Raw genomic sequence first — 15,240 nt, forward strand, 5'->3', positions numbered from 1 at the left:
CGGGGATGTCGAGTTCATTGAAAATCAGGGTGCTGTTTTCGGGCAGATCGTTGGCGGACATGGGCGCGAACTCCGGTCGGGAAGGTGACGGAGTGATTGAACGTGGGATCGGGGAATTGCGCACCTGTCAGATCTGACAGGTGCGGGCGGGTTTTCGACGAACGGTCATTGAGGAAAAGCGAAGGTCAAAAAGATCGCAGCCTTCGTCAGCTCCTACAGGATGGAACAGTGGAGGGTCAGAGCTCACGCCACATGTGGATCTTGTCGAAATAGTCTTCGCCGACCCGCACCGCCAGTGGCTCCAGGCCGAACTGGATGAAACCGCAGCGCTGATACAGCTTGAACGCGGCGTCATTGCCGGCGGTGACGGTGAGCTGGATGAGCTTCAGCTCGGGATGTCTGCCGGCTTCGGCGAGGGCGGCTTGCACCAGTTCCTGACCGAAACCGTGTTGACGAAAAGCCGCCGAAACGTACATGCCGAACAGCGTCACCTTGTGCCGGGCCTTCTCACGCGGTTCAAACGCGAGACCGACGATGCCGGCCAGCACACCCGCTTCGAATGCGCCCAGCACTGCATCGAGCTTGCTGGTCAGACGCGCTTCCCACCAACTCAACGGCATCACCGCTCGCTCGCGCACGCTGGAGGTAAACGCCTGCGGATGCCGGTCATACGCTTCGAGCATCAGCTCGCGATAGGCCAGCGCATGACTGGCGTCCAGCCGTTCGATCCACATGGTCAGGCCGTCCTGCGTTGCTCAAGCATCAGACGCACAGCCAGACCGCCGAGCACCATCCCCATGAAATAACGCTGCAGCGCCAACCACGTTGGATTGCGCACGAACCACGAAGCAATGCCCGCCGCAAACAACGCGATCAGCAGATTGACGCAGAAGCTGACGCTGATCTGGGTCAGGCCGAGGATGATGCTTTGGGTGAACACCGAGCCGTGTTCAGGGCTGATGAATTGCGGAAACACCGAGAGGTAGAACACGGCGATTTTCGGGTTCAGCGCGCTGGTGAGAAAACCCATGGTGATCAGTTTGCGCGACGAATCCGGCGGCAACTGCTGGGCTTCGAACGGCGAGCGCGCGCCGGGTTTCACCGCTTGCCAGGCCAGCCACAGCAGGTACAGCGCACCGGCCCACTTCAATACTTCATAAGCCATCGGCACCGCGAGGAACACCGCCGTCAAACCGGCGGCTGCGGCAAACATATGCACGAAGAAACCGGCCACCACACCGAGCAATGAAGTGACCCCGGCCTTGCGTCCCTGGCAGATCGAACGCGAGATCAGGTAGATCATGTTCGGCCCCGGCGTCAGTACCATCAGCAACGCGGCGGCAGCGAAGATCAGCAGGTCTTGAAGCGGGATCATGGTGGGCGTCCTTTGCGTGGATGATCAGGCGATCGCAGTCAGCGAAGCTCGATAAAACGGCAGGATCAGGTCGCGTGTCAATGGCGCCAGAACCACAGCAGGATCAGTGGTGGGGTCGATCCAGATGACTTCTTCGATTTCAGCGGCCGGAGACACCTCGGCGTCGATGCTCAGCTGGAATATCTCGGCCTGAACGATAAACCCCGGTTCGTTGGCGGCGGGTGCCGAGAACTGCCCGAGGAACGTTGCCTGAGCAGGATCGATCGCCAATCCCAGCTCCTCCTCCAGCTCACGGGCCAGCGCATGCACCGGCAACTCATGCGCCTCGATCTTGCCGCCCGGTTGCATGAACGCCGTGGTGCCGCGCTTGCGTACCAGCAATGTCTGGCCATCGGCACGAACCAGCAGGGCGGCGGCAATACGAATCAGTGGAGGGACAACGGATGCAGAGGTCATGGGTCAGCCACCAGCCTTGAAAAAACGCAAGGATCCCATGCTCGCCCGATGACGTCACGTTGCCCGGCCTCACCCCTGAGCCTTGAGCGCGGCTTCGACCTCCTCCGGCACCTTGACGAAAATCCTGTACTTGGCGCCCTCCATGGCTTCGAAGGCAATCAGCTTTTCCACCAGCAGACCGCTGAGGACCTTGCCGGCATTGAGCAGCAACATGCCGTTATCGGCATTCAGATTGCGTGCCAGGATCATTCCCGCCGCCAGATCCCGAGTGGTCAGTACCTTGACCGTCGGATCCGCCAAGGTGACGTCACTGAGGAAGGCCGCACACACCTGAATGAAATCTTCGACCAGATCGGGATCGTACAATCGCCCGGCGTACTGGCGCAGGTACAGCAGCGCTTCGTCACTGTTCATCTGCCGCTCGAGAATCAAACCACGTTGCAATTCAACGAAGTCCACCGCCAGTTTCAGCAAGCGTGAACCAAACGGAATCGCTTCGCCCTTGAGCCGGTCAGGAAAACCGCTGCCGTCCCAACGCTCCTGATGATGCAGGATCAGGCGTGCCGCATCCTTCATCGGATCCAGCGTCATCAACAGTGATTCGCTCTGCTTGGGATAAGCGCGATAACGCTCGCGATCGGTATGCCGTAGCAGGTCCGAGGGCGTGATCATCATGCCGTCGGTCCAGCTCAGTTTGCCGACGTTGTACAGCGCCGCCGCCATGGTCAGGTCACGGCTGGTGGCCTCGTCCAGACCATGCTGTGTGCAGTAGCTGCGCACCAGTTCGATGATCTGCCGGTTGGTCTGTTTGGCCGGGGGCAAGCGCAGATTGGCCAGCAACGAGAACACTTCGGTGCCGGTGACATAGCTGTGCTTGAGCTCCTCGTAGGCCAGATCAAGCATGTCGGCGGTCTGCTGCAGTTCGGCCGTACGCGCGGCGACATGCTTTTCAAGGGTACTGTTGAGCAGCTTGAGCTGGTCGTTCTGCACCCGCGTCACCTGCTCCAGACGCTGGCGCTCCTGTTCGGAGTGCTGATGCTCAAGGGACTGGCGCAGGATCAGCAGCAACTCCTCGTCATTCCACGGTTTGCTGATGTAGCGGTGGATCTGCCCGTCATTGATCGCCTTGATGATGGCGGACGGGTCGGCATAACCGGTGAGCATGATGCGCACAGCGGCCGGATGGCGTTCGCGGACAAGGGCCAGCAACGAGGCGCCGTCCATATTGGGCATGCGCGCGTCACTCATGACCAGATCCACCGCCTGCGTCTGGAGCATCTCCAGCGCCTGCGCGCCACTGGTGGCCAACAGAACATCGTAGGGCTGTCCCCGCAACAAGCGGCGCAAGCTGTTCAGAATCGACTCTTCGTCATCGACCAGCAGCACCTTGGGGCGGCGGCTGTGCGTCGAGGTGGATTGCTCTTCCATGGCGTGCCCTCAAGCGTGACAGTGAACTTGATCGACGCACCGACCTACCACCCCGCTTGCCCCGCGCCTGCCTCAAAGGCTAGATGATTTTTTGCAGCGCTCACGCAAATCTTCGGCCCGGCTGCACAGGCGAAATGCCGCCGGGACAACTATGCTCATCACGTTGTACGACTCCGTCAGCCTTCGAACAGGCCTGACATGAGGGAAAGGATGCTCCCGATGACAGCAGCATGTGACCCCATGGACGTTGCGGCATGAGCCTGCCATCGACGCAGATCAATCGCCGTGTGCTCATTGTCGATGACAGTCCGGCCATTCATGGCGATTTTGCCAAGATTCTCAGCCCCGCCGCCCCCGAAGACGACGGTCTGGACGCAACCGAAAGCCTGTTGTTCGGCACACCGTCTGTGGCCCAGCCTCAGCTATTCGAAATCGATTCGGCGTTTCAGGGCCGCGAAGCCCTGGACAAGCTCGAAGCCGCGTTGGCCGACAATCGTCCGTATGCCATGGCCTTTATCGACATGCGCATGCCACCGGGCTGGGATGGCCTGGAGACCATCGAACGGCTGTGGCAGGTCGATCCCAGGTTGCAGGTCGCGCTGTGCACGGCCTATTCCGACTATTCCTGGGAAGACATCGACCGGCGCCTAGCGTTGAACGACCGCTTGCTGATTCTGAAAAAGCCCTTCGATGCGATCGAGATTCGCCAGATGGCCAGTGCCCTGACGGTCAAATGGCAAATGACCGAAGACGCCGAACTCAAGCTCAACCGGCTCGAACAAGCGGTTCAGGCGCGCACCCGGGAACTGTCCGACGCCAACATCATCGTGCAGAACAGCCCGACCATCCTTTACCGGCTGCGTGGCGACCCTTCGTTTGCGCTGATGTATATCTCCCACAACATCACCCGCTACGGCCATGTCGCGGCTGACCTCGTCGGCTCAGCGAACTGGGCTCAGGTACTGATTCACCCGGACGACCAGCCCTGCGTCGATGCCGCCATGGCCCGGGTGCTGGATCGTCACGCGTCGGGGGCGTCGATCGAATTTCGTCTGCGCACCGGTCAGGGCACCTGGCGCTGGGTGGAAAACCGCTACATCCCGGTACGCGATCACGACGGCCGACTGCTGGAAGTCGAAGGCATTATTCTGGACATCACCGAGCGCCGCCTCGCCGAGGAAAAACTGGCATTGCTGGCCCGCCTCGACGGCCTCACGGGGCTGGCCAATCGCGCCACGCTGATTGAGCGTCTGCATCAGGCGTTTGCCGCCGCACGCCGAGGCGCCATGCCCTTCGCGGTGTTTTATCTGGACCTGGACCACTTCAAGCGGATCAATGACACATTGGGCCATCCCGTCGGCGATCTGCTGTTGCAGGAGGTGGCCCGGCGCATCAGGACCGGTGTGCGCGAAAACGATGTCGTCGCGCGCCTCGGGGGTGACGAGTTCGCGATCCTGCAATTGGACGTCAGCGACCCGACCCAATCGGCCGCGATGGCGGCCAATATCCGCGACGCACTGCTGACGCCCTACAACCTGGCCGGCAATGCGTTGCACATTTCCGTGAGCATCGGCATCAGCACCTACAGCGCCAGCAGCCTCGATGCCGACAGCCTGCTCGGGCAGGCCGACATGGCGCTGTATCGCGCCAAGGAAATGGGCCGCAACCAGTACCACTTCCACTCGGAGGAGATCTCCCGGGAAGTGGCCGAGCGCATGACCATTGTCAGTGAATTGATGACCGCGCTTGAGGGCGATGAGCTGCGGCTGCATTACGCGCCGGAGATGGATTTGCACAGCGGCAGGATTCTGGGCATGGAGGCACAAATCGTCTGGCAACATCCGCGACTCGGGCTGCTGACGGCGGGCGCCTTTGTGCCGGCGGCGGAGCGAACCGGCGCGATCATTCCGCTGGGCCGCTGGGTGCTGGATCGCGCCTGCCGCCAGATGCAGATATGGCGCGACGAAGGTGTCGCGCCGCCGGTGATCGCGATCAAGCTTTCATTGGCCCAACTCAAGAGCGGCCCGGAGCTGATTTACGACGTACTGCGCACCACTGCACGCTGGGAGCTGGCGCCCTGGGACCTGCGTTTTGATGTCACCGAGGCGACGCTGGCCCAGACCAAGTGGACGCACAACGACGTACTGCCGCGCCTGCGCGAACTGGGCGTGACCATCGCCATCGATGATTTCGGCACCGAATACTCATCGTTCGATTACCTGAAAACCTACCGGGTCAATCACCTCAAACTCGCCCAGAGCTTTATCGACAGCGCGACTCAGGATGTGGCCGGCGCCAACGCTCTGCGAGCGATCGTCAATTTCGCCCGGGACCTGGACATCGGCATCATCGCCGAAGGCCAGCCTCCGCAGAATCGGCATTACGCAGCGTCCGCCGTTGCCCCGCTGCCCAGCGCGCAGGGTCTCTACTTCAGCGAAGCCGTCAGCGCCGAGCAGGCAGGACAATTGCTCAAGGACGGACACGCATCGGCTGCGCCCACACAGGAAGACGAGGGATGAAAAAGCCTTCCCCGCAAACCAACCGGCGCATCCTGATCATCGACGACACGCCGGCAATTCACGATGACTTCCGCAAGATCCTCGCCCCGCAGGCGCAAGACGAAGTCGATCTGAATCAGCTTGAGCAAACGCTGTTTGGCAGCCCCCTGTCGCCGCATTTGACGTTCCAGCTCGACTCCGCCTATCAAGGTCAGGAGGCCTTGGCGTTGGTCCAGCGCGCACTGGCTGCCGGCAGCCCTTACGCCCTCGCCTTCATCGACATGCGCATGCCGCCCGGCTGGGACGGCCTGGAAACCATCGAGCAACTGTGGCGCGCCGATCCTGATCTGCAAATCGCCTTGTGCACCGCCTACAGTGACTACAGCTGGGAAGCCATGGCCGAACGTCTGGAGTTCGGCGATCAATTGCTGATCCTGAAGAAACCGTTCGACAGCCTGGAAATCCGCCAGATGGCCAACGCCCTGACGTGGAAATGGCAGCTGGCCCAGGACGCCGCACTGAAGATGCTCGGCCTTGAACGAACCATCGAGGCGCGGGTGCACGAATTGCTGAAAGTGTCGCACCTGCTGCAATACGACAGCCTCACCGGCCTGCCCAACAGCACCCTGCTCGGTGATCGTTTGAGTCAGGCGCTGGCCGTCTGCCGGCGCCATGACAAGCAACTGGTGGTGATGTTTCTGGGGCTGGACCGGTTCAAGCGCATCAACAATGCGCTGGGGCATCCGGCGGGTGACGAGATGCTCAAACGGGTGGGCCAGCAACTGTTGTTGTGCGTGCGTGAATCGGACTCGGTCTTTCGCTACGGCTCCGACGAGTTCGTGGTGATTCTCAGCGACATCAGCCACCCTCAGCAGACCCGCGGCATCGCCGAAAAAGTGCTTGCCGCCATCCGCCTGCCACAGACGATTGCCGGCCATGACGTCAGCGTTACGGCCAGCGTGGGCATCAGCGTCTACCCCGAAGACGGGCTGGATGCCATCGAGCTGATCAAGAAAGCCGAGACCGCGATGCGCAACGTCAAGGAAACCGGCCCCAACGACATCGGTTTCTTCATCGAAGCCATGAACCTGCGGGCCCGTGAGCAACAAGGCATCGAGTCAGGCATTCGCCGGGCCCTGCAACAGCACGAATTCGTCCTCCACTATCAACCGAAAATCGATCTGCGCAGCAACCGGGTGGTCGGCGCCGAAGCACTGATACGCTGGCAGAAACCCGGGCACGGCTGGGTGTATCCGGCGGACTTCATTCCTGTGGCCGAAGACAGCGGACTGATCGTGCCACTGACCCAATGGGTGCTGGGCGAAGCCTGTCGCCAGACCCAGGCCTGGCAAGTGGCCGGACTGCCGCCGATCCGCATGTCAGTGAACATTTCACCGATCGACTTTCGTCAGCGGGATTTCGTCGACAGTGTCGAGCGGGCGCTGGCGCAGTCGGGGCTGGCGGCCGATTGGCTGGAGCTGGAAATCACCGAAAACGTACTGATGCAAAACGTCGAGGCGACGATGAGCGCGCTCAATCGTCTGAAGGCACTGGGCATACGCCTGGCCATCGACGACTTCGGTACCGGCTATTCCAGCCTGAGCTACCTGCGCCGGTTTCCCATTGATGTGCTGAAGATCGATCAATCGTTCATTCGCAGCCTGAGCAATGACAGCAACGATGCCGCCCTCGTCGGCGCCATCATCAGCCTGGGAAAAAGCCTGGGCCTGAAGGTCATCGCCGAAGGCATCGAAACGGCCGGACAACTGGCCTTTCTCAAAACTCACCACTGCGAAGAAGGACAGGGCTACTTTTTCAGCAAAGCCCTGCCGGCCACTGAATTTGTGGCTTTGCTGAGCGGCGCCGGATCCGCGCCATGGACGGTTTGATGCCCTCCCGTGAAACCGGCCTCGAATCAGGGAGTTCCTTGTCGATGAACCTTTTGCATCGCGCCATGCTTTTGCTGTTTTGCGTGCTCTGCGCAAACGCCCGCGCCGAGCCGCTGGACGAACCGCTCAAGCCTTTGCCCAAGGTTGAGCAACAGGATGCCCGGCGTGTCGAACTCGGTCGCCGGTTATTCCATGAGCCACGGTTATCAATCAACAACACGCTGTCTTGCGCCAGCTGCCACCAACTGCACAAGAACGGTGCCGACAGCCGTGCCTTTTCACTGGGCTTCGACGGCAAACCGGTAGCGTTCAACACGCCTAGCGTTTTCAACGCCGTCCTCAACTTTCGCCAGTTCTGGGACGGCCGCGTCGAGACCCTGGAGCAGCAGAGCAACGTCGTCATCACCAGCCCGCATGAAATGGGCAGTGACTGGAGCACCGTTGTCGAGCGTATCGCCAGCGACGCCGATTATCACCGGGACTTCGCCGCCGCCTACCCGGGCGGCGTGAGCAAGGCCAATATCCAGCAAGCGCTGGCCAGCTTCGAACGCACCTTGCTGACCCCTGACTCGCGCTTCGATCAATACCTGTCGGGCAACACCGACATCCTGACCCTGGAAGAAAAGTACGGTTACCAGCGTTTCAAGGATTACGGCTGCATTGCCTGCCATCAAGGCGTGAACATCGGCGGCAACATGTTCCAGAAATTCGGGGTGTTCGGTGATTACATCGCTGATCGCGGCCACCCGACGGAGGCCGACCAGGGACGCTTCAATGTCACCGCTGACGAAGCGGATCGTGCCGTGTTCAAGGTGCCGAGTCTGCGCAATGTGGCACTGACCGCGCCCTACTTCCACGATGGCTCGGCGCCGACCCTCGAGCGAGCCGTGGACGTGATGTTCCAATACCAGTTGGGGCGTATGCCGAGCGACGAAGACAAGGCCCTGATCATTCAGTTTCTGCAGACCCTGACCGGCCGATGGGAGGGCACGCCATGAACCACATCTCACGTCGCGGCAGCCTGCTGTTGCTCACTCTGCTCGCGGTGATCCTGGCCTCGACCCTGTTGTTTCTTTACCTCAAGTCCAGTTCCGAACGGACCATGACGTACACCGATTCCCGGGACCTGATCCGGCAAATCAAACAACAGAACGCGCTATGGGAAAACGAGGTGCTCAAGGCCAGAGTGGCGATCTCTCACAACTACGACCCGCTGGTATCGCCGATGAACGAGATGAGCCGGCTCTGGGAGCGCTTTGATTCTCTGGAGTCCGGGCATGGGCGCAACGACTCGGCGCAATGGAACGACGCCCATGAGGCCTACCTGCAAGCCATGCAGGAAAAGACCCGTCTGGTCGAACAGTTCAAGTCGCACAACGCCTTGCTGCGCAACTCGCTGGCATTCCTGCCGACGGCAGAAGACGACATCCAGGCGCAGCTGGCCAACCTGGCGGATTTCGATAAATTGCAACTGCAGAACATCACCACCGATACCTACGACCTGCTGCTCAGCGCCCTGGAGTTTGCTCAGGTCACCTCCGCCGAAAAGGCCGCCGACATCGAGGTCGGTCTGAACAAACTGGCGGTGAATGCACAACGCCTGCCCCAGGAGTTTCAGGCGCCGATCAGGATCTTGAGTAACCACATCAGCCTGATTGCGCGGGAGCAGCCGCGGGTCAATCAACTGCTTGAAAGCATCGAAGCGATTCCCGTGGCCGACCGTCTGGACACCATCACCACCATGCTCGACCAGGATCAGCAGCGGGTCGAAATCATCGACCGCAAATACCACTTCTATCTGCTGCTGTTTTCCGTGCTGCTGATGTTGTCGCTGATGTGGCTGGCCGTTCGCCTGATTCGCAGTTTCGCCGAAATCAATCGGGTCAACAGCGCCTTGCAGGCCGCCAACGATGCACTGGAACAACGGGTCGAGGAGCGCACCCGCGAACTGAAGAACGCCCAGAGCGAACTCCTCGACGCCGCGCGTCAGGCCGGCATGGCGGAGATCGCGACCAACGTGCTGCACAACGTCGGCAACGTGCTTAACAGCGTGAACATCTCCTCCGACCTGATCGCGCGAAAACTGCGTGCCAGCAAAAGCCAGGGATTGGGCAAGGCCATGCAGTTGATCAACGAACACCCCCACGACCTCGGCCATTTTCTCAGCGAGGATGCCAAGGGCAAATTGCTCCCCGGCTACCTCAATCAACTGGTCGCCGCCATTGCCCAGGAACAACAGGAAATGGTCGATGAGCTGAACCAGATGAACAAGAGCGTCGACCACATCAAGGACATTGTCGCCACCCAGCAATCCTATGCCGGGGCCAACAGCATGACCGAGCCGCTGTTCATCAACGAACTGCTCGAAGACGCGCTGCGCATGAACGCCGGCGCCCTGACCCGGCATCACGTCACGGTGGTCAAGGAGTACGCCGATGTGCCTCAGGTGATGGGCGACAAACACCGCTTGCTGCTGATTCTGATCAACCTCATCAGCAATGCCAAATACGCCATGTCCGACCTCAGCAATCGCCCACGCACCATGACCCTGGGGGTCAAGGTCGTTGATGACCACTTCCTCGAAATCAGCGTTCGGGACGATGGCGAAGGCATTGCCGCCGAGAACATGACGCGGATCTTTGCCCACGGTTTTACTACGCGCAAGGAAGGCCACGGCTTCGGCCTGCACAGCTGCGCCCTGGCGGCCATCGAGATGAACGGCCACCTCACCGCCCACAGCGACGGACCGGGCAAAGGCGCGCTGTTCACCCTGCAGATCCCTCTGATCAGCGTCACGGAGAACGCATGAGCGAGCAGACCAACCGCCGTATTCTGCTGATCGACGACATGCCGTCGATCCATGAGGACTTTCGCAAGATTCTTGCGCCACCGGCAGCGCAGTCGGTGGAACTGGACGAGATGGAAGCCGCACTGTTCGGCACTCAGGCTCATGCCGAGCGTCCGCTGTTCAAACTGGATTCGGCCTATGGCGGCGAAGAAGGTCTGGGCAAGCTGGTGCAGGCCATGCAGGAACAACGCCCCTACGCGCTGGCCTTTGTGGATATGCGCATGCCCGATGGCTGGGACGGCGCGAAAACCATCGAACACCTTTGGCAACAGGATCCGCTGCTGCAAGTGGTGGTGTGCACGGCGTACTCGGATTATTCCTGGGACGAACTGCTGGAACGTCTGCACGCCCATGATCGATTACTGATCCTGAAGAAGCCGTTCGACAACATCGAAGTGCAGCAGATGGCCAATACCCTGTTGACCAAATGGCAGATGACGGAGCGCGCCTCGCTGCAAATGCATCATCTGGAGGATCTGGTCGATCAGCGCACCGCCCAGTTCAAGCAGGCCAGTGAAGCCCTGCAAAGAGAAATCGACGAACGCAAGCAATTGGAGGGGCAATTGGTGCAGTCGGAAAAACTCGCGTCACTGGGGCAACTGGCGGCCGGGGTGGCCCATGAAATCAACAACCCGATCGGCTTCATTTCCTCCAACCTCGGCACTCTGGACAGCTACTTCAAGCAGCTGCTGACCATGCTAGACGCCTACCAGACGCTTGGCCCCAGCCAGGACCGCGAGACCGTGGCACGGCTGGAGCAATTGCGCACAGACATCGAACTGGATTTTTTGCTTGAAGACATTCCCGTGCTGATCCGCGAATCCAAGGACGGCATCGGCCGGGTCGGACAGATCGTCAAGGATCTGAAGGATTTCTCCCGGGTCGATACCAATCAGCAATGGCAGTGGGCCAACCTGCAGCAAGGCATCGAGTCGACCCTGAACATTGTCGCCAGCGAACTCAAATACAAGGCCGACGTGGTCAGGGAGTATCAGGCGCTGCCGGACATCGAGTGCCTGCCGTCGCAAATCAATCAGGTCATCATGAATCTGGTGGTCAACGCCGCTCAGGCCATGGGCGCCGAGCGCGGCACCATCACCTTGCGCACCGGGCAGGCGCAAGACACTGCGTGGATTGAAGTTGCCGATACCGGCTCGGGCATCGCAGCGGACACTCTGCAAAAAATCTTCGACCCTTTCTTCACCACCAAGCCGGTCGGCCAGGGGACAGGGCTGGGCTTGTCCCTGTCCTACGGCATCGTGAAAAAACACGGTGGAGACATTTCAGTGCGCAGCGAGCCAGGCGTGGGCACGACTTTTCGCGTCGAACTGCCGCTGCGCCAGAGCCGGCCCGGCGCGTGAGGACGCCTCAGGTGGCTTCCTGAAAATCCATCTCCGGCGGCTGGCGACGGAAGCCACCGGTGAGCACCGCGAGATACACCACACCGATTGCCAGCCAGCTCAGGCCCAGATACACCGCCAGGTGATCGAGGCTGACCATCAGCCACAAATCCGCCACCAGGCCGATGAACGGGAAAATCAGGAACAGCACCAGCTCGCGCAGCCCCTTCTTTTCACCGCCTATCCAGTAATGAAAGATCACCGACAGGTTCACCAGGCTGAACGCCAGGAACGCGCCGAAATTGATGAACGAGGTCGAGGTGGTCACGTCGAGTTTCAGCGCCAGCAATGCCACGACCGCGCAGAGCAGGATGCTGTTGACCGGTGTGCCGAAGCGCGCGTGCAAGGTGCCGAAGAACGATCTCGGCAGCACGCCGTCGCGACCCATCGCGAACAACAGTCGCGAGCCACTGGCCTGCGCCGACAGCCCGGAAGCAAACTGACCGACGATCAGGCCGATGAGGAAGATCGAGACGAACAGGTCGCCGCCAATGTTGCGCGCGATTTCGTAGGCTGCCGAGTCGACGCTGTCGAACTGGAACGACGGGTGGGCGATCTGCACAAAGTACGAAACACCGACGAAAATCAGCCCGCCGATCAAGGTGATCAACATGATCGCCCGAGGAATGGTTCGACGTGGATCGCGGGTTTCTTCGGTCAACGTGCTGACCGCGTCAAAACCCAGAAACGAATAACAGGCGATGGCCGCACCGCTCATGATCAGCGGCATCTGCATGTCACCGTTGAAGAACGGTTTGATCGACCACAGCGGCGTGCTCGCATCGCCTCCGATGTAGTGCACGCACAGCGCGACGAAGGCGATCAGCACAAGAAACTGCACAAACATCAGCAAGGCGTTGATGCCGTTGGCCAGTTTCAGGCCGACGATGTTGATCGCACTGGTGATGCCGATGAACCCAAGGACCCAGATCCATTGCGCAATTGACGGGAAGGCCGAGGCCAGGTAAGCGGCGCCGATCAGCCAGATCGCCATCGGCAGGAACAGATAGTCGAGCAGCACCGCCCAACCGGCAATGAACCCGAGTTTCGGGCTGATCGCCTTGCGTACGTAGCTGTAGGCGGAGCCGGCGACGGGGAACGCAGCAGCCATACGCCCGTAACTCATCGCGGTGAAAAACATCGCAATCAGTGCGGCCAGATAAGCGGCGGGCACCATGCCAGCGGTGGATTGGGCGAGGATGCCGAAGGTGCCGAGGACAATGATCGGCGTCATGTAGGCGATGCCGAACAGCACCACCGACCCTAGCGAAAGGGTGCGTTGCAAACGAGCCATGGGCGACTTACTCCGAATTATTGGTTTTATGGCAGAGCCGAGTTCGGCGAATGTTTCGGGTGTGGCTGATCGTTCCCACGCTCTGCGTGGGAATGCCTCAATGGACGCTCTGCGTCTGCTCTTGGGACGCGGAGCGTCCCGGGCTGCATTCCCACGCAGAGCGTGGGAACGATCGGGTACAACGGGTCAAGGGATCAGCAACTCGCGCCGCCCGCAAGCGTGCTCCACCACCTCCCCCGGCAACTTCAAGCGCTGATCATCCAGATAGCGGTAATCCTTGCGCGCGATCTTCAATTGGGCGAAATCCAGCTCAACGCTGAACGTCCCTTCTTCGCGCCCCGCCTCGAACAACAGCGCCCCCAGCGGATCCACCAGCGCACTGCCACCGGCAAACATCAAGCCGTCATCCCCCGCGTCCACGCGGTTGACCATCAGCGCGAACGCCTGATTTTCCTGAGCCCGCGCCATGATCGCGGTGCGATGGGTCGGGCCATAGGGGTCCATGTTGCCGTTGGTCACGATCAGCAACTCGGCGCCCAGTTGCGCCAAGGCACGGGCGGTTTCCGGAAACTCGATGTCGTAGCAGATCAGCAGACCGATGCGCACGCCGTTCCACACGCAGGTCGCATAGCGATCACCCGCCTCGAACACACCGCGATCGGAAGCCCACAAATGCGTCTTGCGATATTTCAAGGCAATGCCTTCGGGGGTGATCAGCAGCGTGGTGTTGAAGAAGCGACCGTTGTCGTTCTCGGCCATGCCGATCACCACCGCGATGTTGCGTTCGCGGGCGGCGGCCAGCACTGCGTTCACGGTCGGGCCATCCACTGGCTCGGATGTTTGCGCAACGGTCGCGGCAGTCGGGAAGCCCATCAGGTGCGTTTCCGGGAACACGATCAGTTGCGTGTCGGCCGCACACGCGGCAATCGCGGCAAGGGCCCGTTCGAGGTTGTAGGCGGTGCCATTGTCACGGCCCGCCAGTTGCGCGAGTTCGACTTTCATCGGTAATCCTTGTTCTGAGTGCCGGGCGCTGAAAGATTGCCCGGTGGCTGTCTGTGAGCCAGTATGCGCAGCAAGCAACCGGCCTGGGAATCACGCGGCCGGGGTAACCCGATAGGGGTAGATCGATGACACTTTCGTTTGACGACATCACCTGGCACCGCGCCGTCGGGCAGTTGATCGATGCGCTGGACAAGCCGAATTTCTGGGCGCAACTGGTGCGTTTGCTCGACCAGTACGTGGCGTTCGATAGCTGGGTTGCGCTGTTGTTCAGCGCCGATCAACACCCGCAGGTGTTCGCTGAATGCCCCGGCGTGGACGGCAGTCCGGATCAACTGTTTCAGGACTATCTGCGCGGTCTGTACCTCCTCGACCCGTTCTACATCGCCTGCCGCGAGCAATCGCGTACCGGTTTGTATCGCCTCTCGGAGGTGGCGCCGGAGCATTTCGAGCTGACCGAGTATTACCAGCGATACTTTCGTCTGAATGTGGTCGCCGACGAAATCCAGTTCAATTGTCAGCTCGAAGGCGAGCGCACGTTGTGCCTGTCGCTGGGCAGTAAAAAACGTTTCACTGGCGAGCAGATCGCTTTGCTGTCATTGATCCAGCCATGGGTGCTGGGCCTGTTGCGCCAGCGTCTGCCTTATGAGATCAACGAAACCGTGGCCCTTGCCACCTCACCCGCTGCGGTGGATTGGCGGGTGCAACTGGAAGCCTCGGTGCAACAACTCAAGGGCGCGCAACTGACCGCCCGCGAACTGGACGTCGGCCGTTTGATGCTCAGCGGTTGCTCCAGTAAAGAAATCGCCCGTAAGCTGGAAATCTCCGTAGAAACCGTGAAAGTCCATAAGAAACACATGTACAGCAAGCTGGGGATCAAATCCCAGTCGGAGCTGTTTTCGATATTTCTTCAGGCGCAGAACGCCTGAACAGCCAACGCACGCAGTGGCTTGATATCCCCTGTGGCGAGGGGATTCATCCCCTCACCACAATAGATCTCATCAACAGGCCCGCCTGCTGCCATAGGTTTGCAACCCATTGAGTCCGAACCAA

General features: G+C 60.4%; 12 protein-coding genes. 6 read left to right on the top strand and 6 right to left on the bottom strand.

Going from position 1 to position 15,240, the window contains the following annotated elements; genetic code table 11:
• Positions 1-236: 236 nt before the first annotated feature.
• The 4 genes from AC3WMT_RS18745 to nosR form a co-directional block, all read right to left on the bottom strand.
• The gene (locus tag AC3WMT_RS18745; RefSeq protein WP_103304604.1) at positions 237-734 is read right to left on the bottom strand and encodes a GNAT family N-acetyltransferase; all 498 of its coding nucleotides are present in this window, start codon (positions 732-734) and stop codon (positions 237-239) included.
• A 2-nt stretch (positions 735-736) separates the two neighbouring features.
• Positions 737-1,375 (bottom strand): LysE family translocator, encoded by a 639-nt coding sequence (locus AC3WMT_RS18750; protein ID WP_103304603.1) that lies wholly within the window; start codon positions 1,373-1,375, stop codon positions 737-739.
• Between the two features lie 24 nt (positions 1,376-1,399).
• Positions 1,400-1,831: an NUDIX hydrolase gene (locus AC3WMT_RS18755; RefSeq protein ID WP_103304602.1), complete on the bottom strand. Its 432-nt coding sequence runs from the start codon at positions 1,829-1,831 to the stop codon at positions 1,400-1,402.
• Positions 1,832-1,900: 69 nt separating this feature from the next.
• Positions 1,901-3,259: a response regulator c-di-GMP phosphodiesterase, NosR family gene (gene nosR / locus AC3WMT_RS18760; protein WP_103304601.1), complete on the bottom strand. Its 1,359-nt coding sequence runs from the start codon at positions 3,257-3,259 to the stop codon at positions 1,901-1,903.
• A gap of 254 nt (positions 3,260-3,513) precedes the next feature.
• Between nosR and AC3WMT_RS18765 the strand changes: the two genes are divergently transcribed.
• The 5 genes from AC3WMT_RS18765 to AC3WMT_RS18785 are packed head-to-tail and all read left to right on the top strand — an operon-like array spanning position 3,514 to position 11,855.
• On the top strand, positions 3,514-5,778 hold the full coding sequence (locus AC3WMT_RS18765; protein ID WP_103304600.1) for a GGDEF/EAL domain-containing response regulator: 2,265 nt from the start codon (positions 3,514-3,516) through the stop codon (positions 5,776-5,778).
• Complete coding sequence (locus AC3WMT_RS18770; protein WP_103304599.1) at positions 5,775-7,646, top strand: putative bifunctional diguanylate cyclase/phosphodiesterase; 1,872 nt, start codon at positions 5,775-5,777, stop codon at positions 7,644-7,646. The genes AC3WMT_RS18765 and AC3WMT_RS18770 overlap by 4 nt, the downstream gene beginning before the upstream one ends.
• Before the next feature lie 44 nt (positions 7,647-7,690).
• On the top strand, positions 7,691-8,644 hold the full coding sequence (locus AC3WMT_RS18775; RefSeq protein WP_103304610.1) for a cytochrome-c peroxidase: 954 nt from the start codon (positions 7,691-7,693) through the stop codon (positions 8,642-8,644).
• On the top strand, positions 8,641-10,455 hold the full coding sequence (locus AC3WMT_RS18780; RefSeq protein ID WP_103304598.1) for a DAHL domain-containing protein: 1,815 nt from the start codon (positions 8,641-8,643) through the stop codon (positions 10,453-10,455). Before AC3WMT_RS18775 ends, AC3WMT_RS18780 begins: the two co-directional genes overlap by 4 nt.
• A complete protein-coding gene (locus AC3WMT_RS18785; protein WP_103304597.1) occupies positions 10,452-11,855 on the top strand; it encodes an ATP-binding protein in 1,404 nt (467 codons plus the stop codon). The genes AC3WMT_RS18780 and AC3WMT_RS18785 overlap by 4 nt, the downstream gene beginning before the upstream one ends.
• A gap of 7 nt (positions 11,856-11,862) precedes the next feature.
• Here the strand turns inward: AC3WMT_RS18785 and AC3WMT_RS18790 are convergent, their stop codons facing one another.
• Both AC3WMT_RS18790 and AC3WMT_RS18795 read right to left on the bottom strand, forming a co-directional pair.
• The gene (locus AC3WMT_RS18790; RefSeq protein WP_103304596.1) at positions 11,863-13,188 is read right to left on the bottom strand and encodes an APC family permease; all 1,326 of its coding nucleotides are present in this window, start codon (positions 13,186-13,188) and stop codon (positions 11,863-11,865) included.
• A gap of 186 nt (positions 13,189-13,374) precedes the next feature.
• Positions 13,375-14,190, bottom strand: a complete 816-nt coding sequence (locus AC3WMT_RS18795; RefSeq protein WP_103304595.1) for a carbon-nitrogen hydrolase family protein — start codon at positions 14,188-14,190, stop codon at positions 13,375-13,377.
• Positions 14,191-14,315: 125 nt separating this feature from the next.
• Between AC3WMT_RS18795 and AC3WMT_RS18800 the strand changes: the two genes are divergently transcribed.
• The gene (locus AC3WMT_RS18800; RefSeq protein ID WP_103304594.1) at positions 14,316-15,116 is read left to right on the top strand and encodes a helix-turn-helix transcriptional regulator; all 801 of its coding nucleotides are present in this window, start codon (positions 14,316-14,318) and stop codon (positions 15,114-15,116) included.
• Positions 15,117-15,240: the final 124 nt, after the last annotated feature.

It is taken from the genome of Pseudomonas sp. FW305-7 (assembly GCF_058786735.1).

Excerpts from the sequence above, each read along its gene's own strand:
- AC3WMT_RS18745 (WP_103304604.1), bottom strand. The coding sequence starts at position 734 with ATGTGGATCGAACGGCTGGACGCCAGTCATGCGCTGGCCTATCGCGAG.
- AC3WMT_RS18750 (WP_103304603.1), bottom strand. The coding sequence starts at position 1,375 with ATGATCCCGCTTCAAGACCTGCTGATCTTCGCTGCCGCCGCGTTGCTG.
- AC3WMT_RS18755 (WP_103304602.1), bottom strand. The coding sequence starts at position 1,831 with ATGACCTCTGCATCCGTTGTCCCTCCACTGATTCGTATTGCCGCCGCC.
- nosR (WP_103304601.1), bottom strand. The coding sequence starts at position 3,259 with ATGGAAGAGCAATCCACCTCGACGCACAGCCGCCGCCCCAAGGTGCTG.
- AC3WMT_RS18765 (WP_103304600.1), top strand. The coding sequence starts at position 3,514 with ATGAGCCTGCCATCGACGCAGATCAATCGCCGTGTGCTCATTGTCGAT.
- AC3WMT_RS18770 (WP_103304599.1), top strand. The coding sequence starts at position 5,775 with ATGAAAAAGCCTTCCCCGCAAACCAACCGGCGCATCCTGATCATCGAC.
- AC3WMT_RS18775 (WP_103304610.1), top strand. The coding sequence starts at position 7,691 with ATGAACCTTTTGCATCGCGCCATGCTTTTGCTGTTTTGCGTGCTCTGC.
- AC3WMT_RS18780 (WP_103304598.1), top strand. The coding sequence starts at position 8,641 with ATGAACCACATCTCACGTCGCGGCAGCCTGCTGTTGCTCACTCTGCTC.
- AC3WMT_RS18785 (WP_103304597.1), top strand. The coding sequence starts at position 10,452 with ATGAGCGAGCAGACCAACCGCCGTATTCTGCTGATCGACGACATGCCG.
- AC3WMT_RS18790 (WP_103304596.1), bottom strand. The coding sequence starts at position 13,188 with ATGGCTCGTTTGCAACGCACCCTTTCGCTAGGGTCGGTGGTGCTGTTC.
- AC3WMT_RS18795 (WP_103304595.1), bottom strand. The coding sequence starts at position 14,190 with ATGAAAGTCGAACTCGCGCAACTGGCGGGCCGTGACAATGGCACCGCC.
- AC3WMT_RS18800 (WP_103304594.1), top strand. The coding sequence starts at position 14,316 with ATGACACTTTCGTTTGACGACATCACCTGGCACCGCGCCGTCGGGCAG.